The following is a 24,799-nucleotide window of genomic DNA, read 5'->3' on the forward strand; positions in this document are numbered from 1 at the left end:
AGCTCGAGCTCAGGCGGCTTCCTGCTTCTCGCGCAGCGCCTCGACCGTGCGAACGGTCTTGGACAGCGGCGCCTGGAAGACGGCAGCGGCCTTGGACTGGACGCCGATGAAGGCACCAGCCATCTTGCTGAGCAGAACTTCACGGGATTCAAGATCCGCGAGCTTCTTCATACCTGCCTCATCGAGGGCGGCGCCATCCATATAGCCGCCCTTGACGATCAGTGCAGGATTGCTCTTGGCGAAGTCACGCAGCGCCTTGGCCACGTCCACGGCGTCGCCGTGGACGAAGGCGATCGCGGAGGGTCCGGACATCTTGCCTTCGAAGGCGTCGATGCCGAGTTCCCGTGCCGCAATCTCGGTAAGCGTGTTCTTCACCACAGCGTAGTGTGCGTTCTCTCGCACGGACCGGCGCAGTGTCTGCAGCTGGCCCACGGAGAGGCCGCGGTATTCCGTGAGCACTGCGGCAGTCGATGCGTTGAAGAGTTCCTTCAGCTCATCGACGGCGGCAGCCTTCTCAGGATTCGCCATGGCACTCCTTCCGATCATATAAGCCGGTCACCTGCTTCGGGCTGGGCATAAAAAATGCCCCGCTGCGCAAGGCACGGGGCATATCTCCGGCGAGCAGGCTGACCGCGAATGATCGCAGACGGCGTGATACAAGAAGAGCTGAACGTGTCCTGCGCAGGTCGCCCGATTAGGGTCTTTACGTTGCATCGCATCACAGACTTGGTATCTGCTGACCGCGCAGATCAGCCAATGATCTGCGCACGAGAACAACGACCGGCGGTCTTTGGTCAGCCCTTACTCTACACGGGGATCCGGGCACCCGCAACGCAGGAACAGCAGAAGGCCCCCGTCCGAGGACGAGGGCCTTCTGAGCTGCTGCACCAGGAGCTGGTATCAGTCAGCGATCACCTTGGTGACGTTCGGGTCCACGGGGATGCCGGGGCCGAAGGTCGTGGTCACGGTGGCCTTGGAGATGTAGCGACCCTTGGACGCCGAGGGCTTCAGCCGAAGGATCTCCTCCAGGGCAGCGGCATAGTTCTCCGCCAGCGCCTTGGCATCGAAGCTGGTCTTGCCCACGATGAAGTGCAGGTTGGCGTGCTTGTCCACGCGGAACGTGATCTTGCCGCCCTTGAGCTCGTTGACCGCCTTGGCCACGTCCGGGGTGACGGTGCCGGTCTTCGGGTTCGGCATCAGGTTGCGGGGACCGAGCACCTTGCCCAGGCGACCGACCTTGCCCATCATGTCCGGGGAGGCGACGGCGGCGTCGAAATCGGTCCAGCCGTCAGCGACCTTGGCGATCAGCTCATCGCCGCCGACGTGGTCGGCCCCGGCCTCTTCGGCCTTGGCGATGTTGTCACCCTGGGTGAAGACGACCACGCGGGCGGTCTTGCCGGTGCCGTGGGGCAGGATGACCGTGCCGCGGACCATCTGGTCCGCCTTGCGCGGATCCACCGAGAGGCGCATCGCGACCTCCACGGTGCTGTCGGTCTTGGAGGGGTTGATCTCCTTGGCCAGGGCTACCGCCTCGGCCGGGGAGTACAGGGCATCCTCGTTGACCTTCTGTGCCGCTGCTTCATAAGCTTTGCTGCGCTTTGCCATCTGCGTTGTTCTCCTTAGCAGTCGTGGTACGCGGGTCGCGCTCGACCCTTCCCACCGTCCGACTCTGGGCCGGACTGTTTGTCAGTTGATGATGGGCGTGAGCCCGGTTCAGCCTTCGACCGTGATGCCCATGGAGCGGGCAGTTCCGGCGACGATCTTGGAGGCCGAGGCGAGGTCGTTCGCGTTGAGGTCCTCCATCTTGGTCTGAGCGATCTCTTCGACCTGTGACTGGCTGAGCTTGCCGACCTTCTCGGTGTGCGGCACGCCTGAGCCCTTGGCCACGCCTGCTGCCTTCTTGATCAGCTCGGCGGCCGGCGGGGTCTTGGTGACGAAGGTGAAGGAGCGGTCCTCGTAGACCGTGATCTCCACAGGAATCACATTGCCGCGCTGGGACTCAGTCGCGGCGTTGTAAGCCTTGCAGAACTCCATGATGTTGACACCGTGCTGACCGAGTGCGGGACCGATCGGCGGGGCCGGGTTAGCGGCGCCTGCGTTGATCTGCAGCTTGATCAGGCCGGAGACTTTCTTCTTCGGGGCCATGTTCAGCGTCCTTTTCATGCGTGGCGGGTTCTGCCCTCCGTGCCGAGAAGCGGCACGGCGTCGAACCCTCACCTGGTGTCCCTGTGCCACAGGAGCGTGACGCAGGGGGGTGGCCATCATGGCGTGATGACCGGTTCGGCGCCGCCGGCCAAAGCCACCTGCGGCACCGAAAGTCTCTAGGTCTCACACGGTGCGCTCCGACGACATCGTCGGTGCGCACCTGCGAGGAACATCAGTAGATCTTCTCGACCTGGTTGAAGTTCAGCGTCACCGGGGTCTCGCGCTCGAAGATCGAGACGAGCACCACCAGCTGACGCGAGTCTGCATGGATCTCCGAGATCGACGCCGGGAGGGTGGCGAACGGGCCGTCGGTGACGGTGACCGACTCCCCGATCTCGAAGTCCACCTTGATGTCGGAGGCCGCCGCTGCGGGGGTCCCGTCCTCGCCGACGCCCTGCTTGGGTGCATCGGGCTTGCCCAGCAGGTGATCCGAGAGCATGTCGAAGACCTCGTCGGAGCTCAACGGGTGCGGGTCGTGGGCGTTGCCGACGAATCCGGTGACACCTGGGGTGTGGCGCACCACGCCCCAGGAGGCGTCGGTGAGCTCCATGCGCACGATCACGTAGCCGGGGATCCGCACCCGGCTGACGACCTTGCGCTGGGTGCCCTTGATCTCCACGACCTCTTCCATGGGGACCTCGATCTCGAAGATGTGGTCTTCCATGTCCTGGGTCTGGATGCGGGTCTCCAGGTTGGACTTCACCCGCTTCTCGTAGCCGGCGTAGGTGTGCACCACGTACCAGTCACCGAGCTGGCGGCGCAGCTTGGACTTCAGGGCGGCGGCGCGCTCCTCGTAGGACTTCTCCTCCTCGGGCACCTCGGCGTCAGCCTCAGACGTGGCCTCGGCGTCAGTCTCTGCCTCAGACTCGTCTCCGGTCTCGGCGTCCTGCGCCGCATCCTCGCTCGGGGCGTCGGTCTGCTCGGCCGTCTCGACAGCGGCTGAGGCGTCCTCGGTGTCCGCGGCTGCTTCGGCGGCGGCATCCTGGGCGGCGTCGACCTCTTCGGTCTGCTGCGAAAGATCCTGTTCAGACACTGTTCTCCTGCTTTCCGTGGTGCTCACCGACGCACGGCGAGCTCTCGTTCACGTGGTGGATGCCCCGGCTGCGGCATCACATCATGGTCATCTGGTGAGCCCTGCTCAGTCCTCGACTCCGGCCGGCGGCGCGGCGGGCTGCTCCACGCCACCTCCGGTGGAGCCGAAGAGCGCCTCGGCGCCCCGGCTGAAGACGGCGTCGAAGCCGGTGACGATCCCGATCACGATGACCACGAAGACCAACACGACCAGCGTGTAGTTGGTCAGCTCTCGACGGGTCGGGACGACCACCTTGCGGAGTTCGTCGATGACCTGGCGGAGGAACAGCCACAGCTTCCCGAACGGGCCCTTCGCATCGCCACCGGCGGGCGTGGAGCCCTGATCTGGCGTCGAAGGCGACTGGGACACGAAGACTCCATCTGTTCACGGTTAAGGCGGATGCCTAGCAGGGCAGACAGGACTCGAACCTGCAACCTACGGTTTTGGAGACCGTTGCGCTACCAATTGCGCCACTGCCCTAGGGGACTCTTCAGCTTCCGTCACGCTACCGCACCGAGGACCGGAAGTCCGGTTTCGGGGCACGATCGATCGGGGCGCCTGAGACACCGAACGACCACTTTACGCCCTCGGCCCGGCGCAGGACAAACCGGTAGGCTGGAAACAGTCCATGAATCCCGAAAGGATCCCTCAGACATGACTGCTCCGAGCTCCCGCATCTCCGATCGCATCGGCTCCATCGCCGAGTCCGCCACCCTCGCGGTGGACGCCAAGGCCAAGGCCCTGAAGGCCGCGGGTGAAGATGTCATCGGCTTCGGCGCGGGTGAGCCGGACTTCCCCACCCCGGACTACATCGTCCAGGCGGCTCGCGAGGCGGCGCTGAACCCGCGCTTCCACCGCTACTCCCCCGCGGCAGGCCTGCCCGAGCTGCGCGCCGCGGTGGCGGAGAAGACCACCCGGGACTCGGGCTACCGGATCCAGGGCAAGGCGCTCGAGTCAGGGAACGTGCTGATCACCAACGGCGGGAAGCAGGCGGTGTACAACACCTTCGCCACCTTGCTGAACCCCGGTGATGAGGTGATCCTCCCGGCACCCTTCTGGACCACCTACCCGGAGGCGATCAAGCTCGCCGGCGGCGTGCCGGTGGAGGTCTTCGCCGGACCCGAGCAGGGATACAAGGTGACCCTCGAGCAGCTCGAGCAGACCCTGACCCCGGCCAGCAAGGTGCTGGTCTTCGTCTCTCCCTCCAACCCCACCGGCGCGGTCTACTCCGCCGAGGAGGTGCGCGAGATCGGCCGCTGGGCGGCGGAGAAGGGCCTGTGGGTGGTCACCGATGAGATCTATGAACACCTCACCTACGACGAGACCGAGTTCACCTCGATCGCCTCGCTCGAGGAGCTCGCCGATCAGGTGGTCATCCTCAACGGGGTCGCCAAGACCTACGCGATGACCGGCTGGCGGGTGGGCTGGATGGTCGGCCCCAGCGACATCATCAAAGCCGCCGCGAACCTGCAGTCCCACGCCACCAGCAACGTCGCCAACGTCTCGCAGATGGCGGCGCTGGCCGCGGTCCAGGGCCCGCTGGACGCGGTGGTGGAGATGAAGACCGCCTTCGACCGACGACGCCGCGCGATCGTCACCGGGCTCAACGCCATCCCAGGGTTCTCCTGCCCCACCCCCGAGGGCGCCTTCTACGCCTACGTCGATGTCCGGGGAGCACTGGGCCGCGAGGTCGCCGGTCGCACTCCGCAGACCTCGGCGGAGCTGGCCGAGGTGATCCTGGAGGAGGCCAAGGTCGCCGTCGTCCCGGGTGAGGCCTTCGGCCCCAGCGGGTTCCTGCGGCTCTCCTACGCCCTGGGGGATGAGGACCTGGCCACCGGGATGAGTCGGCTGAAGGACCTGCTCGGGGGATGACCCACGCGCCGCCGGACCCCATAGACTGAGCCGCAGCAACCTGCCGAGGACGTCAGGCCTGAGATTTATCCTGAAATCCATGAAGGGACGAGCTGAATCACCATGCGCATCGGACTGCTCACCTCCGGCGGCGACTGCCCCGGCCTGAACGCTGTCATCCGCTCCGCCGTGCTGCACGGCATCAAGAGCTACGGCGACGAGTTCGTCGGCTTCAAAGGCGGTTGGCGAGGACTCATCGAGGGAGACTACATCGATCTTCCCCGGCAGTCGGTGCGCGGACTCTCCCGCGAGGGCGGCACCATCCTCGGCACCTCACGCACCCACCCGTACAACCACCCGGGCGGCGGGCCGCAGAGCATCGCCAAGCAGCTCAAGCGCCATGACATCGACGCCGTCATCGCCATCGGCGGCGAGGGCACCCTGGCCGGCGCCAAGCGGCTCGCCGACGACGGAATCCCGGTGGTGGGCGTGCCCAAGACCATCGACAACGATCTCAAGGCCACTGACTACACCTTCGGATTCGACACTGCGATCTCCATCGCCACCGACGCGATGGATCGGCTGCGCACCACCGGGGAGTCCCATCACCGGTGCATGGTCGCCGAGGTCATGGGCCGCCACGTGGGCTGGATCGCGCTGCACTCCGGCATGGCCGCCGGCGCCCACGCGATTCTGATCCCGGAGCACAAGGTCTCCATGGATCAGGTGTGTGAATGGGTGGAGCAGGTGCACTCGCGCGGACGCTCACCGCTGGTGGTCGTCGCGGAGGGCTTCATCCCCGAGGACGCCGAGTCCGCGCTTGCGGGCAAGGGCGAGGAGTCCGATGGACGCCCACGGCTGGGCGGCATCGGGGAGTGGGTGACCCGCCAGATCGAGACCAAGACCGGGATCGAGTCCCGCCACACGACCCTGGGCCACATCCAGCGCGGCGGCAACCCCACCGGCTATGACCGGGTGCTCGCCACCCGGTTCGGCATCCGTGCCCTGGATCTGGTGCATGAGCAGGCCTGGGGTCATATGGCCGCGCTGCGCGGCACCGAGATCGTCAAGGTCGATCTCGCCGAGGCGCTGGACGGGCTCAAGACCGTGCCGCCCGAGCGCTACGAAGAGGCTCAGATTCTCTTTGGCCGCTGAGGAAGCACCGGGCGGCGGCCTCGCGGAGCACACCCGCAGCATCATCGCGCTGTCCTGGGCCCGCAGGCTCGGCCTCGGCGACGAGGATCTGCTCGGCCCGGGCTCCCGGCATGAGCTCAGCACCCCCGCGGGATCCCCGGTGAGCTTCCTGCGACTCTTCGACCACACGGTGCTCAGCGCACCGAGCGAGGTGCTGCACCAGGCACGCCGGCTCGCCGATGCCGAGCTCGCTGATGAGCGCAGCCTGCTCGCCCTGGCGCGCCGCTGTGCCGCCGGTGCGCGCAGCCTCGGTGCAGCCCAGCTGCTCTACGCCGAGGAGCCGCCGATCCTGACCGCCGCCCAGCGCGGCGCGATCTCCTTCGAGCCGGAGGCGGTGCAGGCGGCGATCGCAGCCTCACCGGCCGATGACGTCCAGGCCTCTGGGATCGGGGCGGCGCCCTGGAGGGCCGCCCTGGTCGACGAGGACACAGGGGTCAGCCTCGGCGCCGCCGGACGCGAGATCTGGGCCGGGATGCTGGCCCAGCTGGGCGTGCTCACCGTGCCGGGCCAGCGTCGCCGCGGGGTCGGGCTGCAGCTGGCCGCCGTCGCGGCCGAGGAGGCGTTCACCGAGGGACTCATACCGCAGTGGCGAGCCGGCACCGAGTCGCTCGCCGCGCTGCGGATCGCCGCCGGGCTGGGGTTCAGCTCCGCAGGGACCCAGACCACGGTGACCCTGGACTGAGCCCCGGCCGTGGGCCAGGCTCAGCGGCGCTGGCCGCGCAGGAAGTCGCCCTGGGGACGCCCCACGGCCTGCCCGGCATCCGGGCGGACGATGACCTCCTGAGCGGCGGCATAGAAGGTCGCCTCCTCGGCGGCGCCGTCGCGCACCACCAGCTGCACCGCGGGGTCCACCTTCCGCTTCACCAGTGCGAGCGCGATCGGGCCCATCTCATGATGCCGTGCCACCGAGGTCACCTTCCCCACGGGGCGCTCCTGAGCCAGATCCTCCGCAGTGGCCTCCGGGCCGGCGGAGAGCACGTCGGAGCCGACGGCGGGCAGCGTGTGCTCGCTGCCGTCGAGGTGCAGGAAGACCAGGCGGCGCGGTGGATGTCCCAGGTTGTGCACCCGCGCCACGGTCTCCTGACCCTTATAGCAGCCCTTGGACAGGTGCACGGCGGTGCGGATCAGGTCCAGCTCGTGCGGGATGGTCTTCTCGTCCACCTCACGGGCCAGCCGAGGCCGCCAGGCAGCGACGCGCAGCGCCTCGGACGCCATGGTCCCAGCCAGGGTCCACCCCGCCTGCTCCAGCTGCTCCACCACGCCGTGCAGCCCCGTGCGCGGAACCACGCTCAGCCACCAGGACCAGTCGAGGCCGGGATGCTCCTCCTCGGCGACCTGGGCGTAGCTGGAGGCGCCGGGGCCCAGCTTCGGCCACGGGTCCTCCCAGGCGACGGCGAGCTCGGCGTCGGCCGGAGTCGGCAGCGGCGCAGTGGATCCGAGCACGGCATAGTCCGCGGTGCGATCGGTGATCTCCACCCGGAGCATGAACTTCATCGAGTCCAGCCACTGGGCCAGGTCGGCGCCGTGGGAGTTCTCGGTGATCAGCCAGACGGTCTCGCCGTCGTCGACCACGGCGGCATCATGTTCGATGCGCCCAGAGATGTCCAGCAGCAGCAGCTCGGTGGACTCCCCCGGGGCCAGCCCGGCGATCTGCTGGGAGGACAGCGTGGTCAACCAGCTCAGCCGGTCCGGTCCGGTGACCGTGACCACGCTGCGATGGGAGAGGTCCACGACGCCGGCGCCGCGGGCCAGCGCGCGCTGCTCCCGGGTGGGGTCTCCGTAGTGCGCGGCGACCGGGGCGTCATCGCCGGCCTCGGGGACGGCGCCGGAACGCTCTAACAGGGGCGACTTCGAATACTCTTCCACGGGCGGACTCCTTCATCGGTGCGGCGGGTGCGCGGGGGCGCACCGCGCGCGAGGCCTGCCGGGGGCAGGTGCGAGCGGAGCTCAGGCGGTGCGCGTGGCGCTGACCTCTTCGGCGGAGGCGGTGCGGTCCAGGATCGCCGAGGCGTGCGGGACCATCTCACCGTCGGCCGCGCGCAGGTCCCAGCGCCAGAACAGCTGGCTGTTCACCAGTCCGAACATCCGGGAGGCGCTCGGGTATTCCGCGGCGTGCTCTCCGCGCATCACGGCGTCCGTGGCCAGATGCAGCTGCGGTCCCTTGATCTTGCCGTAGTAGAGCTCTGCGATGCTGCCAGGATGGGCGATGGTGGCGGTGATCGCGAAGGACCCGTCTGACTCGGCGAGCTGGTCGACCTCGGCCGCGCTCTTATACGCCGGCACCACATCGGCCGGCTCCAGGCCCGGTCCGACGTCGGCGTCGGTGCGGGCACGGTCCAGGGACCAGAATCCGGATTCCACGGAGAGCGGGCGCAGACGTGCCCCGGCCTCATCGGAGAGCCAGGTCTCCGCGCGGTACTCCACGAACTCCAGCCCGGTGTCACGGAACGTGACGTCCTGGGTGAAGATCGGATCATCCTGCTCCCCCGAGCCGAGACGGCCCTGGCCGCGCCAGCTGCCGAGCAGCCAGTACAGCGGTGCCAGCTCCGGGGTCAGGTCGGTGGGAAGCTCCATCGGGGCCATCGGCTCAGCTCCTGGGCGCGCGGTGGACGAGGCCCGGACGGGCCGTTTTCGGGCGGCGGTGCAGGCGGATCAGCGCTGACCCTTGTACAGCCGGGAGATGACGGTCCAGGAGATGCCGGCGATCATCAGCGTGACCAGGACCAGCAGCCCGATGAAGAAGATCTCCAGTGCCAGCAGTGACACGTTCTGCAATGCAAAGTTCATGGGGGAAGTGTACAACTTCACACCAGCAGAAGACGCTCCGTGAAGTAGGTCAGCGCACCCATGGCCGCGATCGGTGCCGCGCCGACCGCGATTCCGGAGAGGACCCCCTGCGGCGGGCCCTGGGTGATCAGGAACCGGCGGAAGGACCCGAGCAGCAGCCCCGCGATCAGGCCCAGCGTCCCGGCGAAGAGCAGGGTGAGCTCGCCCCAGGCCAGGGTCATGCCCAGGGCGGCCGCGGTGCTTCCCACCACCACCAGCAGCATCGCCCACATGTTCGGCAGCGGGATCACGGCCAGCAGGGTCGCCACGATCAGAGTGCCTGCGGCCAGCGTCACCACCGCGAGCTCCCCGGAGGCGCCGGTGACCGCAAGCAGCGCGGTGTCCTCGAAGAGCAGTCCCCGCACGGCCAGCAGCCCTCGGGCACCCTCTGCCCCGGAGGCCTCGGCGAGCTCCACCGGGTAGCGCAGCCCGGCCACCCACCCGGCTCCGGTGGTGGCGATCAGCACGCCGGCACAGGCTCCGATGGTGGACTCCAGGCGGTGCGGCCTGCCGGTGCCGCGCAGGACCTGGATCAGGAAGACGCTCATGACGCCGAAGGCCAGTGCCACCGAGGACCAGAAGAACAGATCACTCGCCGAGCCGACGACCCCGGCACCGAGGGCCGAAATCACGCCGGCGCCGGCGATCACCGCTGAGAGCGAGCGCCGAGCGGAGACGCCCATCAGCTGGGGCCATCCCAGGGCGATCAGGATCGAGAGCCCGCAGACCACCATGGTCATCGCGAAGGCTCCGGCCCAGGAGGCCAGAGCGAGCGCCATGGCTGCGAGCAGGGCGGAGGCTGCCACTGGGATGTACTTCACAACAGGCCATCCTAGGGGGCGGCGCTTCACACGTCGCATATACTCAACGGCAGATCGCTGAATCGCGTTTTCACATTGTGAAATCCCTGGCGTTGAAGACCGCAATCACCGTTGAAGACCCTGCGGGACCCGGACAAGACAGTGACCCAAGGGGAAGGAGTCATGGATGGCTCAAGTTCTGCTGCTCTCAGACACCCCGGACGACGCGCTTCCGTCCCTGGAGCTGCTCACGCACCGCATTCGCAGCTTCCCCGCGGAGGCCTCCTCGATCGTGCGTGCTCCCAATGTGGATGTGACGCTGATCGATGCGCGCAGCAAGCTCGCCCACGCCCGCTCGCTGTGTCAGCTGGTGAAGTCCTCCATGCTCTCCCCGGTGCTGGTCATCGTCACCGAGGCCGGGCTGGCCACGCTGAACGAGTCCTGGCAGGCCGATGACTTCATCCTCGGCGAGGCCAGCCCCGGCGAGATCGACGCCCGGATCCGACTGGCTGCGGTGGAGACCGTGGAGGAGACCCCGGTGGGGGAGATCCGCGCCGGGGGCATCACCATCGACGAGACCACCTATATGGCCACGATCAACGGGCGTCTGCTGAACCTGACCTATAAGGAGTTCGAGCTGCTCAAGCACCTGGCTCTGCACCCGGGCCAGGTCTTCACCCGGGACCGGCTGCTCCACGATGTCTGGGGCTATGACTACTTCGGCGGCACCCGCACCGTGGACGTGCACATCCGACGCCTGCGCGCGAAGCTCGGACCCGACCACGAGTCCCTGATCGGGACGGTGCGCAATGTGGGATACCGCCTGGTGATCAGCGGAACCGACACCGTGGACCCCCCGGAGGGCGACCGAGAGGACGACGGCGCGGACGCTGCCTGAGCCGGTGACCCCAAGGGTTCAGCTCCGATACAGTGAGCCCATGAACCCAGGCGACGTCACCCCAGAAGGCAGCGACCCAGCAGTCGTCGAGCTCAGCGAAGGCGCACCCGACGCGGATCTGCACCACGCGCTGCTCGAGCTGGCCGCCGTGGCCACCGAGGCCGACGCGAACCCGCCGTTCTCCGAACAGACCCTCATCGAGCTGCACCGAGCGGCAGACCGGCGGGCGACCGAGGCCGGCACCCGGTCCGATGTCGCTGATGCCAGCGAGTCCGCTGATGTTCAGGCGCAGGGGCGCATTCCGCTGCGCATCGTCTATGCCTGGACCGACGCGCGGCCGGACTCGCGGCTGCTCGCCGGAGCCGGCGTCGTCGTCGAAGGTGAGACCGGGGTCCCGGACGTGCTGGAGATGGTGGTCCGTCCGGACTGCCGACAGCGCGGGATCGGCGCCGCCCTGGTCGAGGCGCTCACCGAGGCCGCCCCCTCCCCCGAGTCGGGCCGGGTGCAGCGCGCCTGGGCCCACGGGGAGCACGACGCGGCCGCCCGCCTGGCCCGTCGCTTCGGCTGGGCCCCGGTGCGTGAGCTCTGGCGGATGCGCCTGACCGACCTCGATGAGGCGCCTGCTCCCCAGCTGCCGGAAACCGTCTCGATCCGCGCCTTCCGACCCGGCGTGGATGATCAGGCCTGGCTGAGCGCGAACGCCGCGGCCTTCGCCGATCACCCCGAACAGGGACGGCTGACCCTGGAAGACCTGCATGACCGCATGGCCGAGGACTGGTTCGACCCGGAGGGGTTCCTGCTGGCCTGGGAGGGCGAGACGCTGCTCGGCTTCCACTGGACCAAGGTCGCGGACCCGGAGCTCGGTGAGGTCTATGTGGTCGGCGTGGTGCCCGAGGCCCAGGGTCGAGGACTGGGCCGCAGTCTGACCCTGGCGGGGATCGAGCATCTGCACCAGGCGGGACTCGCCGCCATCATGCTCTACGTGGACGCCGACAACGCCGCCGCCGTGAAGCTCTACAAGAAGCTCGGTTTCACCAAGTGGGACGCGGACACGATGTACGCCCCGACCGTGGAGGCTGCGGCGGAACCAGCCTGATATCTTGGTCTCTCGTGAGCTCCCCCGAGACCATGAGCAAGGTCCCCCGCCGCAGAACTGTCACGGTCTCCGATGACGGGCTCGACGCCGAGATACTCGCCGCCGGCGCCCTGTGCTGGCGCCTGCGCCGCTCCGAGCTTGAAGTGCTGGTGATCCACCGGCCGCGCTATGACGACTGGTCCTTCCCCAAGGGGAAGCTCGATGAGGGCGAGACCCTCCCGGAGTGCGCGGTCCGAGAGGTCCGCGAGGAGATCGGGCTGAAGGTCCGGCTCGGCATGCCGCTGCCGATCACCCGCTACTGCGTGGGCAAGGCCCGCGGCACCAAGAACGGCAACGGCGGCAAGGACAAGGCCGTCTGGTACTGGGCCGCGCAGGTCTCCGAGGGCACTCCGGTGCCCGATGGTGACGAGGTCGACGAGACCGCGTGGGTCAGCGTGGCCCGGGCCCGGGAGCTGCTGAGCAATCCGGGCGACGTGCTGCCGCTGGACGAGCTCGAACGGCTCCACGAGGATCAGCGCCTGCACACCCTGCCCTTCATCGTGCTGCGCCATGCCAAGGCCAAGCCGCGGTCCTCCTGGTCGCGTGCCGAGTCGGAGCGTCCGCTCGCCGCGACCGGCAAGCGGCAGGCCCGGGCCGTGGAACGGCTGCTGGTCTGCTGGCGACCCCGGCACCTGGAATCCAGTCCGTGGCGGCGCTGCGCGGAGACCATCGCTCCCTATGTGAAGGCCCACCGCAACCGCGCCACCTACCGGAAGTCGCTCACCGAGAAGCGCGCCGAGGTCCACCCGGAGCGCACCCAGGCTCGGGTCCGACGGGCCCTGGAACTGCTGCTGCCCACCCTGATCTGCAGCCACCGCCCGGTGCTGCCGCTGATCCTCGAGACCACCAGCGGCTGGCTCCAGGACCGGGCGCTGCTGGAGGCGATCCCGGATGAGGACCCCTACCTGCGCCCCGGCGCCGTGCTGGTGGCTCAGCAGGCCATGGACCGCGGCGGGGAGATCGTCTCGATCGAGGTCTACGAGCCCTTCGAGGACTGAGCCTCGCCGGCTCGGCCGCCAGGACTGACAATCACGGACTGTGACGGTACTCTCAGTCCATGAGTGCGCCGAAGAACGTTCATCCCACCGCCGAGCTCAACATCGACGAGGACCGAGGCCGTGCGGAGCTCTGGGACACCATCAATGGCCGGCGCACCTTCATCGGGTTCATCGGGTTCACCCCCGAGACGCTTCGCGGCCAGGAGGTCACACTTCTGCAGCACACCATCGTGCACCCGCAGTACGGCAGGCAAGGCTACGCCCGCTGCCTGGTCACGCTGCTGCTGGACCAGCTGAAGGCGGAGGACCGGCTCTTCGCCTCGGAATGCACCTATGTGGATGCCTATCTGCACCGCTACCCGGAGTACCGCTCCCAGCAGGCCACGTTCTCCTGAGCCGCCGGACGCGGTGACCGGCAGCCGCTGCGAGCCGGCCATCAGCCGGACTGCGACGGCGGACGAAACGCCTCAGGTGCGCTTGGCCTGCACCGGTATGCTGGGTCCGTGAACTCGCCGATCCCCACCCCTTATGAGGACCTGCTGGCTGACGTGCTGCGCACCGGCACCGCCAAGTCCGACCGCACCGGAACCGGCACCCGAAGCGTCTTCGGACGCCAGATCCGGTTCGACCTCAGCGAGTCCTTCCCGCTGATCACCACCAAACGGGTCCACTTCAAGTCGGTGGCCCTGGAGCTGCTGTGGTTCCTGCGCGGGGACTCCAACGCCGGCTGGCTCCAGGAGCGCGGCGTGCGGATCTGGAACGAATGGGCCGGTGAGGACGGTGAGCTCGGCCCGATCTACGGAGTGCAGTGGCGCTCCTGGCCGACTCCGGATGGCAAGGACATCGATCAGATCCAGCAGCTGATCACCTCGCTGAGGACGAACCCCGATTCCCGGCGCCACGTGGTGAGCGCCTGGAACCCGGCGCAGATCGATGAGATGGCGCTGCCGCCCTGCCACATCATGTTCCAGTTCTACGTGGCCGACGGGCGACTCTCCTGCCAGCTCTACCAGCGCAGCGCAGACATGTTCCTCGGTGTGCCCTTCAACATCGCCTCCTACGCCCTGCTCACCCGGATGGTCGCCCAGCAGGTCGGGCTGCAGCCAGGTGAGTTCATCTGGACCGGCGGCGACTGCCACATCTATGACAACCACGTGGAGCAGGTGCGCGAACAGCTCTCCCGCGCCCCCTACCCCTCCCCCCGCTTGGAGTTCACCCGCACCCCGGAGTCGATCTTCGACTACGAGTTCGAAGACTTCGACGTGCGTGACTACCAGCACCACCCGGCGATCAAGGCCGTCGTCGCCGTATGAGCGGGGACCCCACCCCGGCACAGATCGGCATGATCTGGGCCCAGACTCAGAACGGTGTGATCGGCGACGCCGGGGCCATGCCCTGGCACCTGCCCGAGGACCTGGCGCACTTCAAGGCCACCACCGGCGGCGCCCCGGTGGTGATGGGCCGCCGGACCTGGGAGTCCTTCCCGGCGAAGTACCGTCCGCTCCCCGGGCGGCAGAACATCGTGATCACTAAGGATCCGCATGCCGCGGAGCAGATCCGCGAGCTGGGCGGACATCCGGTGACCAGCCTGGACGAGGGGATCAAGATCGCCTCGGAGCTCGCGACGGAGAAGATCTGGATCATCGGGGGCGGGCGGGTCTATGCCGAGACCGTGGACCGAGGCCTCGCGGATCTCGCCGTGATCACCGTGATCCAGTCCGACGCCTCCGGCGACACCTCGGCCCCGGCGCTGACCCCGGAATGGGAGCTGACCGAGCGTGAGCCCGCTGCCGGGCGGCATCAGGGAGCCAACGGGCTGGCGTTCCACATCGAGACCCACCGACGAAAGCCTGAGATGACACCGACCTCCCTCTCCACCGAGGACGCGACCCGCAGCGCCGAGACGAGCTCCCAGGCCACCTCGACGAACCTGATGCTGCTCGGCCTCGGCGGTTACCTGATCCTGCCGTTCCTGGCTCTGTTCACGGTGACACTGGGCTTCGTGCTGGTGCTCAACGACCGGATCATCCCGGGCCTGGCCTTCCTGTTCGTCGCCCAGCTCTGGGTGGCCGGGGGGCTGTGGGCGCATCTGAAGCGCCGTCGTCTGCTGCAGGAGATCAAGGAAGCCAGCGCCTCCACGAACCACCAGGAGAACCTCGGCGCCGAGGGCTGACTCTGACCCGCTGAGTCGACTCCGCTACCCTGGAGGCATGACTTCTGCAGTGAACTCCTCCGTGTCCCCTGCCCTCTCCGCCGTCGCCGGCGAGTCCCCTTCGGTGGGCCTGATCGGTTGGCGCGGCATGGTCGGCTCGGTGCTGATCACCCGCATGCTCGAAGAAGGCGACTTCGCGCACATCAACCCGGTCTTCTTCTCCACCTCGAACGCCGGGGGTCAGGCGCCGAGCTTCCCCGGGGTCACCCCCGAGGAGACCACGCTGCAGGACGCCTTCGATCTGGACACGCTGCTGAAGCTGCCGATCATCGTCACCGCCCAGGGCGGGGACTACACCTCCGAGGTCTACCCGAAGCTGCGCGAGGCTGGCTGGAGCGGGATCTGGATCGACGCCGCGTCCACGCTGCGCATGGCGGACACCTCGATCATCGCGCTGGACCCGATCAACCGCGATGTCATCGACGCCGGCCTGGAAGCCGGCGTGAAGGAGTACATCGGCGGCAACTGCACCGTCTCGAACATGCTGATGGGCCTGGGCGGGCTCTTCACCCATGACCTGGTCGAGTGGGGCACCGCGATGACCTACCAGGCGGCCTCCGGGGGCGGCGCCAAGCACATGCGCGAGCTGCTCAACCAGTTCGGCACCCTGCACTCCGCCGTCGCCGAGGACCTCAGCGATCCCGCGGCCGCGATCCTGGACATCGACCGCGCCGTGCTCGAGGCCCAGCGCAACGACCTCGACGCCACCCAGTTCGGCGTCCCGTTGGCCGGCTCGCTGATCCCCTGGATCGACGCAGACCTCGGCAACGGTGTGGCCAAGGAGGAGTGGAAGGCCGGTGTGGAGACCAACAAGATCCTGGGCCGCGGTGAGAACCTCGCCCCCGGGGTGACCTCCCGGGGCGCCGCAGTGCCCTTCGACTCGCTCTGTGTCCGGGTGGGCGCGCTGCGCTCACATTCCCAGGCGCTGACCCTGAAGCTGCGCGAGGACCTGCCGCTGGCCGAGATCGAATCGATCATCGCCTCGGGCACCGAGTTCTCCAGCTTCGTCCCCAACGAGAAGGACGCCACCGTCGCTGCACTGACCCCGGTCGCCGCGACCGGCTCGCTTCAGATCCCCGTGGGGCGGATCCGCAAGCTCGAGATGGGTCCGGAGTACATCTCGGCGTTCACCGTCGGGGACCAGCTGCTCTGGGGTGCGGCCGAGCCGCTGCGCCGGATGCTGCTGATCAGCGTCGGCAAGCTCTGAGCCCAGCCCCGGAGGACACCTGAGTCCATCCCGGGGAATCGGCTGCGCCCGGGCCCGGAGAATGCTTCGGCCCCGGGCGCAGCCCCGCTGCGGGCCTGTGAGAGCCCCTGAAAGTCGCTGCGAGGCGCTGCGAGGCGCGCTTAGAGCGAGTGACCGATCAGCACCGGCTCTTCGTGCATCGTGATGCCGAAGGCCGTGGAGACCTGATCCCGCGCGGCCCGTGCGACAGCCAGCAGGTCATCGGTGGTCGCCGTGCCGCGGTTGGTCACCGCCAGGGTGTGCTTGGTCGAGAGTGACGCCCGGCCTCCGGCGATCCCGGCCCCCTGGGCTCCGCGTCCGGCCACCGGACCATCGGGCAGCCCGAAACCCTTGCCGCAGCCCGCGTTGTCGATCAGCCAGGCCGCGGAGAGCTTGACCAGGGGGACGCCCGCGTCGTCGACCCCGGCGGAGAACTTCGGGGCTGCGCTGGGCAGCGCTGCAGCGACCTCGCGGGGAACGATCGGGTTGGTGAAGAAGGAGCCGGTGGACCAGGTGTCGTGGTCACCCTCCTGCAGCACCATGCCTTTGCCCTCACGCAGCCGCAGCACCGTGCTGCGGACCTCTTTCAACGGCGCCCGGCGCTCGTGGTCCGCGCTCTCGGCATCCAGGCCCAGGGTCCGGGCCAGCTCGCCGTAGCGCACCGGCGCGGAAAGCCCGTCTCGGCGGTTCTGAAGCATGAAGCGGACCTGGAGCACCACGTAGCGCGGGGAACCGTGCACGGTGGTCTGCTTGAGCACCGAGTCGCGGTAGCCGAACGCCAGCTCGGCGTTGCTGAACCGCACCAGCTCTCCGCGCTCCCGGTCCCAGGCCTGGATGTCTTTGAGCGTGTGGGCGACGTCGGCGCCATAGGCGCCCACGTTCTGCACCGGGACCGCGCCGGTGGAGCCGGGGATCCCGGAGAGCGCCTCCAGCCCGGTCAGGCCGCGCGCCACGCTGAACCGGACGACGTCGTCCCAGTTGTGCCCTGCGGCGACGGTGAGCAGCACATCATGCTCGCCGTGGAACTCGGTGCTGATGCCGTGGAATGCCAGCTGCAGCACCGTACCGGGGAACCCGTCCTCGGTGACCAGCAGGTTTGATCCGCCGCCCAAGACGATCAGGGTGTCCTCCCCGCGTTCACGCGCCGCGTGATCCGGCAGCGGGTGCGCCTGCAGCACCTGAAGCGCCTGCTCCTGGGTGTCCGCGCGGACCCACCGGCCGGCGGGCCCACCGACACGGGCGGTGGTGTGAGCGCTGAAACGGCTGGGGGCTGCGAGGGAGGAATCGTCGACACTGGTCACAGCCCAGAAGCCTACCCGGCGTCGCGGCAATGGGCATCTGCGCCCCGGCGAAGCCAGTCGGGACCCCTGGGAGCCCGGGTGGACCCCCGGGACTGAGGTCTTGCTACTCGCCGAGCGGATTCAGCACCCGGCGCAGGAAGTCCTGCGTGCGCGGCTGCTGCGGGTCGCCGATGACCGCCATGGCCGGGCCCTCCTCGACCACGAGACCCTGGTCCATGAAGACCACGCGGTCCGCGACCTCGCGGGCGAAGCCCATCTCGTGGGTGACCACGAGCATGGTCATCCCGGCCTGAGCGAGCTTGCGCATGCTCGCGAGCACGTCACCCACGGTCTCCGGGTCCAGCGCGGAGGTGGGCTCGTCGAAGAGCATCAGCTGCGGCTTCATGGTCAGTGCCCGGGCGATGGCCACCCGCTGCTGCTGACCACCCGAGAGCTGGTCGGGGCGGCGCTCGGAGAGGTGCTTGAGCCCGACGGCGTCGAGCTGGGCCATCGCCTCCGCCTCGGCCTCCGCCTTGGACTGCCCCAGCACGCGCCGTGGCGTGATGGTGCAGTTCTCCAGCACGCTCAGGTGCGGGAACAGGTTGAACTGCTGGAAGACCATGCCGATCTGCCGACGCATGGCGTCGAGGTTCACGTCTGGATGCGTGGCCTCGTGCTCGCCCACCGTGATGGTGCCTGCATTGGGCGTCTCCAGACGGTTCACGCAGCGCAGCAGCGTGGATTTGCCCGAGCCGGAGGCGCCGATCAGGCAGACCACTTCGCCGGGGGCCACGCTCATGTCGATGCCTTTGAGCACCTCGTTGTCGCCGAAGGACTTGTGCAGTCCGGTGATGGTGACCCCTGCGGCGTCTGTGCCGTGGCCTCCGGGCACGCCCTTGGCTGAGGCGGCGCGTGCTGCCGGGACTTCTGGGGACTCGCTCTGGCTCATGTTCGCGTCCATCTCTACTTCTTCGCCGTCCGGGGGTTGCGGTGCTCCATGCGGCGCGCCAGCAGCGAGAGCGGCACGGTGAGCAGCAGGTAGCAGAATCCAGCGACCACCAGCGGGGTCAGTCCCGCCTGGTAGATGTTGATGCCGTCACGGCCCATCTTGGTCAGCTCGGCGGCGCCGCCGGCCATGCCGACCACGAAGATCAGCGAGGAGTCCTTGGTGAGCAGGATCGCCTCATTGGTCAGCGGGGGCAGCACGACCCGGAAGGCCTGCGGGATCTGAATCGTGACCATGGCGCGCCAGGCCGGCATGCCCAGCGCGCGGGCCGCCTCCAGCTGGCCCTTGGGCACGGCCTGCAGCCCGGCACGCAGGGTCTCTGCGATATAGGCGCTGGCCACGATGGCCAGCGCGGAACCGGCGATCTGCAGGGTGGAGAGGTTCCAGCCGAAGGCCAGCGACGCACCGAAACCGAGCGCGATGAACACCAGGATCGCGGGGATGCCCCGGAAGAACTCGATGTACGCGGTGGCCACCCACCGGTAGATCGGGAACGAGGACATGCGCATCAGCGCCAGCAGGGTCCCGCCGAGCAGACCGAAGAAGAAGCCCACCACGGTGTACTGGACCGTGTTCACCAGTCCGACGGTGATGATCTCCGGGAACATCGGTCCCAGGTTCTCGAAGGCGAAGAAGCTGCCGCGGATCGCGGTCCAGTCGATCAGGACGGCCAGCACGATCACGACTGCCAGGAAGATCGCTGCCTGGATCCCGAGGCTCAGTCGCGCTCGGTCACGGGTTGTCATGGCCATGAGGGTTATTCGTCGCCCTCGTCCTCGGTGGCTGCGTCCTCAGTGGGCTCCTCGGAGGCCTCACCTTCGGCGTCGCCCTCTTCAGGGGTGTCACCCTCGCGGAACCAGCTGTCTTCGAGCTCCTGCATCTCACCGGATGAGTCCATCTCGGCGAGCGCCTCGTTGACCGCGTCGATCAGCTCGGTGTTCTCGCTCTGCGCGGCGATCCCCAGCTGCTCTCCGGTGTCGATCTCTTCGATGAACTCGGAGGTGTCAGACTCCCCGGCCTGGTAGCCGAGGATCGAGATGTTGCCGATCGCGGCGTCGACCTGTCCGGACTCCAGGCCCTGGATCAGCAGGCCGGAATCCGGGTAGTCGCGCACGTCGTATCCGGCCTCGGTCGCGTAGTCCGCGCCGGTGGTCTCGGTCTGGACTCCCACGGTGAGGCCTTCGAGGTCCTCCAGCGAGGCGACATCGGCGTCGGTGGCGGCGAGCAGGCCCAGGTTGTCATCGAGGTACGGCTCGGAGAAGAGCATGTTGCCCGCGCGCTCCTCGGTGATGGTCATCCCCGAGATCGCCAGGTCGCAGGTGTTCGAATCCAGCGCCACTCCGGACTGGATGCCTTCAAATCCGGTCTGCACGATCTCCAGCTCGACGTCGAGCGACTCTGCGATCGCCTCGGCGATGTCGATGTCGAAGCCGACGACCTCACCCTCGGCGTCGTAGTACTCGAACGGCGGGTAGGGAACGTCGGAGCAGACCTGGAGGGTGCCGGCGTTGTTGAGCATCTCCTGGTCCGCGTCACCGGACCCGTTCTCGTCGCCGCCGCAGGCGGTCAGGACGAGCGCTGCCAGCGCGGAGGCGCCTACGGCCTGGGCCGCGGTCTTATGCATAGCCATGTTGGGATCCTTAGGTTGATCAGCAGAAACCGAAGTCTGACGGTCCCGGCGATTATACGGTGAAGCTGTGTTTCCGCCCTATGACCACCGGGCAGGAGCTTGACGGCGTGTTGTGTCTGAGCTCGACTTCGCGAGCTGGGCGCCACCGGGCGCGGCTTGCGACCTAGAGCTGCACCAGGGCCTGGGACTTCGCGAGCACCTTCGTGCGGACGGGTTCCGCAGTCTCATCCTGGGATTCATTCGTTCCCGCCTCGGGGGCGGGCTCGGTGAGCAGCTCTACGCTGAGGTCCACCCGGACGCGGCGCTCATCGAGGTCCAGCGCGCCGATCTTCCCGCTGATCACCAGCCGTGCGGTGGGCGTATCCGGTGCCCCGGAGGCGGCGTCGGGCACGGGCACCGGTTTGGTGAACCTGGACTGGTAGTCGACGACGGCGCCCGGATCGCCCGCCCAGGCGCTGACCAGGTCCACCGCGGAGCCCATGGTGAGCATGCCGTGGGCGATGACCCCGTCCAGGCCGACCTCCCGGGCGAACCTCTCGTTCCAATGGATCGGGTTGTGGTCCCCGGAGGCGGCCGCGTAGCGGATCAGATCGGCACGGGAGAAGCGCAGCTCGCGGGTGCCGATCTGCTGTCCCTTCTCGAGCTCTTCGAAGACCGGGGCGCTCATGCGTCATCCTTCTCATTGCGGGCCGGCGAGTCGGCGGGATCATTGCGGACCAGCAGGCTGGAGGTCACGGTGGTCCGGGGCGAGCCGTCCTCGGCGCTGATCTGCACCACGGTGGTCACCATCGCGCCGGCGCCCATGGTGCGGATCTTCTCCAGGGTGACCTGGGAGCTCAGCGTGTCTCCCGCCAGGATCGGGCTGTGATGGGTGAAGCGCTCCTCGGCGTGGACCACGCGGGAGAAGTCGATGCCAGCCTCGGCGTCGTTGACCACGGCGGCCTCGGCGCGCTGGGCGATGATCACTGCGAAGCTCGGCGGGGCCACCAGGTCTCGGTGCCCCAGTGCTCGGGCGGCGTCGACGTCGTGGTGGGCCGGGTGCTCGGCCTGCACCGAGAACGCGAACTCACGGATCGCCTCCCGGCTGACCTGGTAGGGCGCGGCGGGCGGGTACTGGTGACCCTGCCGGTCGGGGTTGATCATTCAGTCGTCCTTCGACGCTCGGCGGGAGAGGATCTGCACGGCCTGGCGGCGGCGCAGCCCTATGGAGATCAGGTGACTCAGGATTCCGGCGCCCAGCAGGACCAGGCCGATGCTGCGCAGCGCCGTCGTCGCCTCTGCGGAGTCCAGCATGGCCGCCAGGATCACCAGGATCACGCCCACGGCGGTGCAGGCCATGCCCAGGACCAGGGTTACCCGGTAGGCGCGCGTCCCGCTGTTCCACGGATCGAAGGGCTGAGTGCTCACGGCGGCCAGCTTACAGGCCCCGAGGAGGCGAGCTCGAAAAACCTCACAGTGACCGGCGCAGAGCTGGTTTCGGACTGGGTGAACGCGATCCGGCACCTGCTCGACACCCGCCCGACTCTGCACCCCAGTGGCCGCTGCTTCGAGAATCACCTCCGCGCGGCGGATGATGCCATACCGAGCGCGGGCCGGTGCGCAGGTGTCCCGCGTCATGAATCCCCCTGCGAAGGCTGAGATTCGCCCCGCACGCGGTACGCTGGCTGGGCCCTCCCGGCGGGGCACGCTCCATGCGTCGATCTCTTTCACGGATCCGCTGGACCAGCTTGTGCACCGGGACGTCTCTGCCGAGACTGCTCGGACGTCCCTCACCCCGCCGCGGGTGCAGTGTGGGCTCTGTCCCGCCGAGAGGAATGACCCATCGCTCCAAGGAGGACTCCGTGGCTCGAGGAGCCCAGCGTCAGAACCCCACGCGCAGCCGCGCCCGCCGGCGACCCCGCCGACGCGAGGACGGCGGGATCATCGCGCTGCTCGCCAAAGTCGTGCGCGAGGTCGAGTCCGCGGTCCAGCGCGGCCTCGACCTGCCCTCGACCCGGACCAAGTTCCAAGTGGTGGCGCTTCTGGTGCGGGAGGAGCGCGCCCGGCTCAAAGCGGTGGAGGCCAAGACCGGATCCCGAGGCGCCGAGGACCTGAAGCGGCTCGACGGCGTCGCCACCATCCTCGCGACCACCGCCGCCCGCGACACCTCGCTTCTGGGACTGCTCGCCGACGACGCCGTCATCTCCGACCGCGCGCGCTCGCTGCGCCGGGAGCTGCTGGAGTCCGCCGGCATCGAGGTCCCAGACGAGCCCGCCAAGGCGCCCGAACCGGCCGCCCCCAGAGAGGACCGGCAGCGCCGAGTGGTGCCGGTCTCGGTGGAGTCCCGCCAGCTCGCCAACCCCTTCCTGGAGCCTGACTACTCGGCGGTCGCCAAGCGCACCGCCAAGCCGCGTCGCCTCGTGGGCTGGGAGCTCATCGAGCCGCTGATGAAATCCTTCGCCGAGGGCGGCTCGCTGGCCTGCATGGACCTGCCGCAGCCCGGCGCTTCCCGGATGAGCCGGGAGCTGGACCTGATGCCGCACCAGGCACGGCTGGTCGCCTCCGCCGCGCAGGGACACCGGTCCTTCCTGATCGCCGACGAGCCCGGTCTGGGCAAGACGGCACAGGCGCTGCTGGCCGCACAGGCAGCCAACGCCTACCCGCTGCTCGTCGTCGTGCCGAACGTGGTGAAGATGAACTGGGCGCGAGAGGCTGAGCTGTGGACGCCGAATCACCCGGCCACCGTGGTCCACGGCGACGGTGAGCGGATCGACGGCTTCGCGGACATCATCATCGTGAACTACGAGGTGCTCGACCGGCACGCGGGATGGCTGCAGGAACTGGGGCTGCGCGGGATGGTGGTCGATGAGGCGCACTACATCAAGAACCGCCGCTCACAGCGGTCACAGAACGTGCTGCACCTCTCCGAGCGCATCCGCACGCGGATCGCTGACCCGCTGCTCATCGCGCTCACCGGCACCCCGCTGATCAACGACATCGAAGACTTCCGGGCGATCTGGCAGTTCCTCGGCTGGGTCGATGAGACCAATCCGATCGGTGAGCTGATGGAGTCGCTCGAGGAGATCGGCCTGACCCCGGCCGACCGCGGCTTCTCCCCGGCGGCCCGCGCGGCCGTGATCAACCGCGGCATCGTGCGCCGGCGCAAGATGGACGTGGCCGCCGACCTGCCGGCCCGCCGGGTGGCCGACGTCCCGGTGGAGATCGACGACGCGGCCGCGCGCTCCATCCGAGCCGCCGAGCAGAAGCTCGCCGATCGCCTGCTCACACGCTATGAGCGGGCGCTGGCGGCGAAGCCGGCGGGCGAGGCCGCTGAGGGCACCGACCACGCGCTGGTGCGTCAGGTCGCCGCACAGGAGCGTGCGAGCAAGTCCACGAAGAAGTCCACCGAGAACGTGTTCACCATGACCCGGCGCATCGGTCAGGCCAAGGCCGGGCTCGCGGCCGACTATGCCGCGCAGCTCGCCCGCAGCGCGGGCAAGGTGGTCTTCTTCGCCAAGCACATCGATGTCATGGACATCGCCGAGGAGACCTTCGCCAAGCAGGGCATCCGGTACGCCTCGATCCGAGGAGACCAGACGGCCTCGGCCCGGCAGAAGCACATCGACGCGTTCACCAACGACCCCGACGTCAGCATCGCAGTGTGCTCCCTCACGGCCGCAGGCGTCGGGCTGAACCTGCAGGTCGCGTCGAACATGGTGCTCGCGGAGCTCTCCTGGACCGACGCCGAGCAGACCCAGGCCATCGATCGCATCCACCGCATCGGGCAGGAGGAGCCGGTGACGGCGTGGCGGATCATCGCGGCGCAGACCCTGGACACCAGGATCGCTGAGCTCATCGACGCCAAGGCGGGGCTGGCTGCTCGGGCGCTGGACGGGGCCGAGCAGGAGCTCCCAGACTCCGCAGATGTGCAGCTCGAGGCGCTCGTCACGCTCCTGGAAGCGGCTCTGGAAGAACGCGGCATCCGGCAGGAGCCCTGAGGCTCCTCGGCGAGGCGGCAGAACGGGTGGGCCCGGTCCTGGAGCGTGAAGCGGTCCAGGCCGCCCGCCGATGGGCGGAGACAGATCGGGCCCCCACGCGGTGATGCGTGGGGGCCCGAATCGTCTCGCTCGCCTGTGCGGCGTGTGGTAGCGGTGCCGGGGCTCGATCCCGGGACCTCACGATTATGAGTCGTGCGCTCTAACCAGCTGAGCTACACCGCCATACCCCGTTCCTCCGGCTCGCTGTGCGGGTGGAGAATCGGTGTGAATGAGAAACACCCGCGCCGCGCAATATGCTGCGCTGCGCGGGCTCTCAATCAGAGCCCCAAGCGGGAATCGATCCCGCGACCTCAGTCTTACCAAGACTGCGCTCTACCACTGAGCTATTGGGGCAACAGCACTAAACTCTACCATCAGTCCAGCACCGTTCAAAAACCGGTCAGAGGTGAGCTGCGTCTCCCCTGACCGGGGGTCTTCGCCGCCACAGATC

At 68.4% G+C, this 24,799-nt stretch carries 27 protein-coding genes and 3 tRNA genes; 11 read left to right on the plus strand and 19 right to left on the minus strand.

Annotated features, from left to right (window positions below; all coding sequences use genetic code 11):
• Positions 1 to 9: 9 nt before the first annotated feature.
• The 6 genes from rplJ to HNR11_RS02320 all read right to left on the minus strand — a co-directional run bounded on the left by rplJ (position 10) and on the right by HNR11_RS02320 (position 3,757).
• Entirely contained in the window at positions 10 to 528 is a 519-nt protein-coding gene (gene rplJ, locus HNR11_RS02295; protein ID WP_179440962.1) for a 50S ribosomal protein L10, read from the minus strand.
• A gap of 372 nt (positions 529 to 900) precedes the next feature.
• Positions 901 to 1,605: a 50S ribosomal protein L1 gene (gene rplA / locus HNR11_RS02300; protein ID WP_179440963.1), complete on the minus strand. Its 705-nt coding sequence runs from the start codon at positions 1,603 to 1,605 to the stop codon at positions 901 to 903.
• 108 nt (positions 1,606 to 1,713) lie between these two features.
• Entirely contained in the window at positions 1,714 to 2,145 is a 432-nt protein-coding gene (gene rplK, locus HNR11_RS02305; protein WP_179440964.1) for a 50S ribosomal protein L11, read from the minus strand.
• Positions 2,146 to 2,377: 232 nt separating this feature from the next.
• On the minus strand, positions 2,378 to 3,238 hold the full coding sequence (nusG, locus tag HNR11_RS02310) for a transcription termination/antitermination protein NusG (RefSeq protein ID WP_179440965.1): 861 nt from the start codon (positions 3,236 to 3,238) through the stop codon (positions 2,378 to 2,380).
• A gap of 105 nt (positions 3,239 to 3,343) precedes the next feature.
• Positions 3,344 to 3,646, minus strand: coding sequence for a preprotein translocase subunit SecE (gene secE / locus HNR11_RS02315; RefSeq protein WP_179440966.1), 303 nt, complete (start codon positions 3,644 to 3,646; stop codon positions 3,344 to 3,346).
• Between the two features lie 38 nt (positions 3,647 to 3,684).
• Positions 3,685 to 3,757, minus strand: a tRNA-Trp gene (locus HNR11_RS02320).
• Positions 3,758 to 3,931: 174 nt separating this feature from the next.
• On the opposite strand from HNR11_RS02320, the gene HNR11_RS02325 reads away from it, so the two are divergent.
• From HNR11_RS02325 to HNR11_RS02335, 3 genes are all read left to right on the plus strand, one after another.
• On the plus strand, positions 3,932 to 5,149 hold the full coding sequence (locus HNR11_RS02325) for a pyridoxal phosphate-dependent aminotransferase (RefSeq protein ID WP_179440967.1): 1,218 nt from the start codon (positions 3,932 to 3,934) through the stop codon (positions 5,147 to 5,149).
• A gap of 102 nt (positions 5,150 to 5,251) precedes the next feature.
• The gene (locus HNR11_RS02330; RefSeq protein WP_179440968.1) at positions 5,252 to 6,283 is read left to right on the plus strand and encodes a 6-phosphofructokinase; all 1,032 of its coding nucleotides are present in this window, start codon (positions 5,252 to 5,254) and stop codon (positions 6,281 to 6,283) included.
• Positions 6,273 to 7,004 carry a hypothetical protein gene (locus HNR11_RS02335; protein ID WP_179440969.1) on the plus strand — a complete coding sequence of 244 codons (732 nt, stop codon included), beginning with the start codon at positions 6,273 to 6,275 and terminating at the stop codon, positions 7,002 to 7,004. The genes HNR11_RS02330 and HNR11_RS02335 overlap by 11 nt, the downstream gene beginning before the upstream one ends.
• A 20-nt stretch (positions 7,005 to 7,024) precedes the next feature.
• On the opposite strand, the gene ygfZ is transcribed toward HNR11_RS02335, so the two are convergent.
• The 4 genes from ygfZ to HNR11_RS02350 all read right to left on the minus strand — a co-directional run bounded on the left by ygfZ (position 7,025) and on the right by HNR11_RS02350 (position 9,969).
• On the minus strand, positions 7,025 to 8,188 hold the full coding sequence (gene ygfZ / locus HNR11_RS02340) for a CAF17-like 4Fe-4S cluster assembly/insertion protein YgfZ (protein WP_179440970.1): 1,164 nt from the start codon (positions 8,186 to 8,188) through the stop codon (positions 7,025 to 7,027).
• An 81-nt stretch (positions 8,189 to 8,269) separates the two neighbouring features.
• A complete protein-coding gene (locus HNR11_RS02345; RefSeq protein WP_179440971.1) occupies positions 8,270 to 8,905 on the minus strand; it encodes a nitrobindin family protein in 636 nt (211 codons plus the stop codon).
• Positions 8,906 to 8,974: 69 nt separating this feature from the next.
• Positions 8,975 to 9,109, minus strand: coding sequence for a hypothetical protein (locus HNR11_RS14150; protein WP_255342456.1), 135 nt, complete (start codon positions 9,107 to 9,109; stop codon positions 8,975 to 8,977).
• A gap of 17 nt (positions 9,110 to 9,126) precedes the next feature.
• Positions 9,127 to 9,969 carry a hypothetical protein gene (locus HNR11_RS02350; protein WP_179440972.1) on the minus strand — a complete coding sequence of 281 codons (843 nt, stop codon included), beginning with the start codon at positions 9,967 to 9,969 and terminating at the stop codon, positions 9,127 to 9,129.
• Positions 9,970 to 10,135: 166 nt separating this feature from the next.
• Between HNR11_RS02350 and HNR11_RS02355 the strand changes: the two genes are divergently transcribed.
• The 7 genes from HNR11_RS02355 to asd all read left to right on the plus strand — a co-directional run bounded on the left by HNR11_RS02355 (position 10,136) and on the right by asd (position 16,398).
• Complete coding sequence (locus HNR11_RS02355) at positions 10,136 to 10,846, plus strand: response regulator transcription factor (RefSeq protein WP_058887553.1); 711 nt, start codon at positions 10,136 to 10,138, stop codon at positions 10,844 to 10,846.
• Positions 10,847 to 10,886: 40 nt separating this feature from the next.
• Positions 10,887 to 11,942, plus strand: a complete 1,056-nt coding sequence (mshD, locus tag HNR11_RS02360; RefSeq protein WP_179440973.1) for a mycothiol synthase — start codon at positions 10,887 to 10,889, stop codon at positions 11,940 to 11,942.
• A gap of 14 nt (positions 11,943 to 11,956) precedes the next feature.
• Positions 11,957 to 12,979 carry an NUDIX hydrolase gene (locus HNR11_RS02365; protein ID WP_343050564.1) on the plus strand — a complete coding sequence of 341 codons (1,023 nt, stop codon included), beginning with the start codon at positions 11,957 to 11,959 and terminating at the stop codon, positions 12,977 to 12,979.
• Positions 12,980 to 13,038: 59 nt separating this feature from the next.
• On the plus strand, positions 13,039 to 13,374 hold the full coding sequence (locus HNR11_RS02370; RefSeq protein WP_179440974.1) for a GNAT family N-acetyltransferase: 336 nt from the start codon (positions 13,039 to 13,041) through the stop codon (positions 13,372 to 13,374).
• 108 nt (positions 13,375 to 13,482) lie between these two features.
• Positions 13,483 to 14,292, plus strand: coding sequence for a thymidylate synthase (locus HNR11_RS02375; RefSeq protein ID WP_179440975.1), 810 nt, complete (start codon positions 13,483 to 13,485; stop codon positions 14,290 to 14,292).
• Positions 14,289 to 15,152, plus strand: coding sequence for a dihydrofolate reductase (locus HNR11_RS02380; RefSeq protein ID WP_179440976.1), 864 nt, complete (start codon positions 14,289 to 14,291; stop codon positions 15,150 to 15,152). The genes HNR11_RS02375 and HNR11_RS02380 overlap by 4 nt, the downstream gene beginning before the upstream one ends.
• A gap of 37 nt (positions 15,153 to 15,189) precedes the next feature.
• Positions 15,190 to 16,398, plus strand: coding sequence for an aspartate-semialdehyde dehydrogenase (gene asd / locus HNR11_RS02385; protein ID WP_179440977.1), 1,209 nt, complete (start codon positions 15,190 to 15,192; stop codon positions 16,396 to 16,398).
• 140 nt (positions 16,399 to 16,538) lie between these two features.
• On the opposite strand, the gene HNR11_RS02390 is transcribed toward asd, so the two are convergent.
• From HNR11_RS02390 to HNR11_RS02420, 7 genes are all read right to left on the minus strand, one after another.
• Positions 16,539 to 17,717, minus strand: coding sequence for a UDP-N-acetylmuramate dehydrogenase (locus tag HNR11_RS02390; RefSeq protein WP_179440978.1), 1,179 nt, complete (start codon positions 17,715 to 17,717; stop codon positions 16,539 to 16,541).
• Positions 17,718 to 17,820: 103 nt separating this feature from the next.
• On the minus strand, positions 17,821 to 18,645 hold the full coding sequence (locus tag HNR11_RS02395) for an amino acid ABC transporter ATP-binding protein (protein ID WP_179440979.1): 825 nt from the start codon (positions 18,643 to 18,645) through the stop codon (positions 17,821 to 17,823).
• Positions 18,646 to 18,659: 14 nt separating this feature from the next.
• Positions 18,660 to 19,454: an amino acid ABC transporter permease gene (locus tag HNR11_RS02400; RefSeq protein ID WP_179440980.1), complete on the minus strand. Its 795-nt coding sequence runs from the start codon at positions 19,452 to 19,454 to the stop codon at positions 18,660 to 18,662.
• 5 nt (positions 19,455 to 19,459) lie between these two features.
• Positions 19,460 to 20,332, minus strand: coding sequence for an ABC transporter substrate-binding protein (locus HNR11_RS02405; protein ID WP_232301670.1), 873 nt, complete (start codon positions 20,330 to 20,332; stop codon positions 19,460 to 19,462).
• A 163-nt stretch (positions 20,333 to 20,495) separates the two neighbouring features.
• Positions 20,496 to 20,999: a MaoC family dehydratase gene (locus HNR11_RS02410; RefSeq protein WP_058887560.1), complete on the minus strand. Its 504-nt coding sequence runs from the start codon at positions 20,997 to 20,999 to the stop codon at positions 20,496 to 20,498.
• Complete coding sequence (locus tag HNR11_RS02415; RefSeq protein ID WP_058887561.1) at positions 20,996 to 21,475, minus strand: FAS1-like dehydratase domain-containing protein; 480 nt, start codon at positions 21,473 to 21,475, stop codon at positions 20,996 to 20,998. Before HNR11_RS02415 ends, HNR11_RS02410 begins: the two co-directional genes overlap by 4 nt.
• Complete coding sequence (locus HNR11_RS02420; RefSeq protein ID WP_179440981.1) at positions 21,476 to 21,739, minus strand: hypothetical protein; 264 nt, start codon at positions 21,737 to 21,739, stop codon at positions 21,476 to 21,478. It lies immediately after the preceding gene.
• A gap of 407 nt (positions 21,740 to 22,146) precedes the next feature.
• On the opposite strand from HNR11_RS02420, the gene HNR11_RS02425 reads away from it, so the two are divergent.
• Positions 22,147 to 24,309 carry a DEAD/DEAH box helicase gene (locus tag HNR11_RS02425; protein ID WP_179440982.1) on the plus strand — a complete coding sequence of 721 codons (2,163 nt, stop codon included), beginning with the start codon at positions 22,147 to 22,149 and terminating at the stop codon, positions 24,307 to 24,309.
• A 145-nt stretch (positions 24,310 to 24,454) separates the two neighbouring features.
• Here HNR11_RS02425 and HNR11_RS02430 read toward each other — a convergent pair.
• Both HNR11_RS02430 and HNR11_RS02435 read right to left on the minus strand, forming a co-directional pair.
• Positions 24,455 to 24,531, minus strand: a tRNA-Met gene (locus HNR11_RS02430).
• Between the two features lie 99 nt (positions 24,532 to 24,630).
• A tRNA-Thr gene (locus HNR11_RS02435) sits at positions 24,631 to 24,702 on the minus strand.
• Positions 24,703 to 24,799 lie beyond the last annotated feature (97 nt).

It is taken from the genome of Nesterenkonia sandarakina, from assembly GCF_013410215.1.
Taxonomy (GTDB): domain Bacteria; phylum Actinomycetota; class Actinomycetes; order Actinomycetales; family Micrococcaceae; genus Nesterenkonia; species Nesterenkonia sandarakina.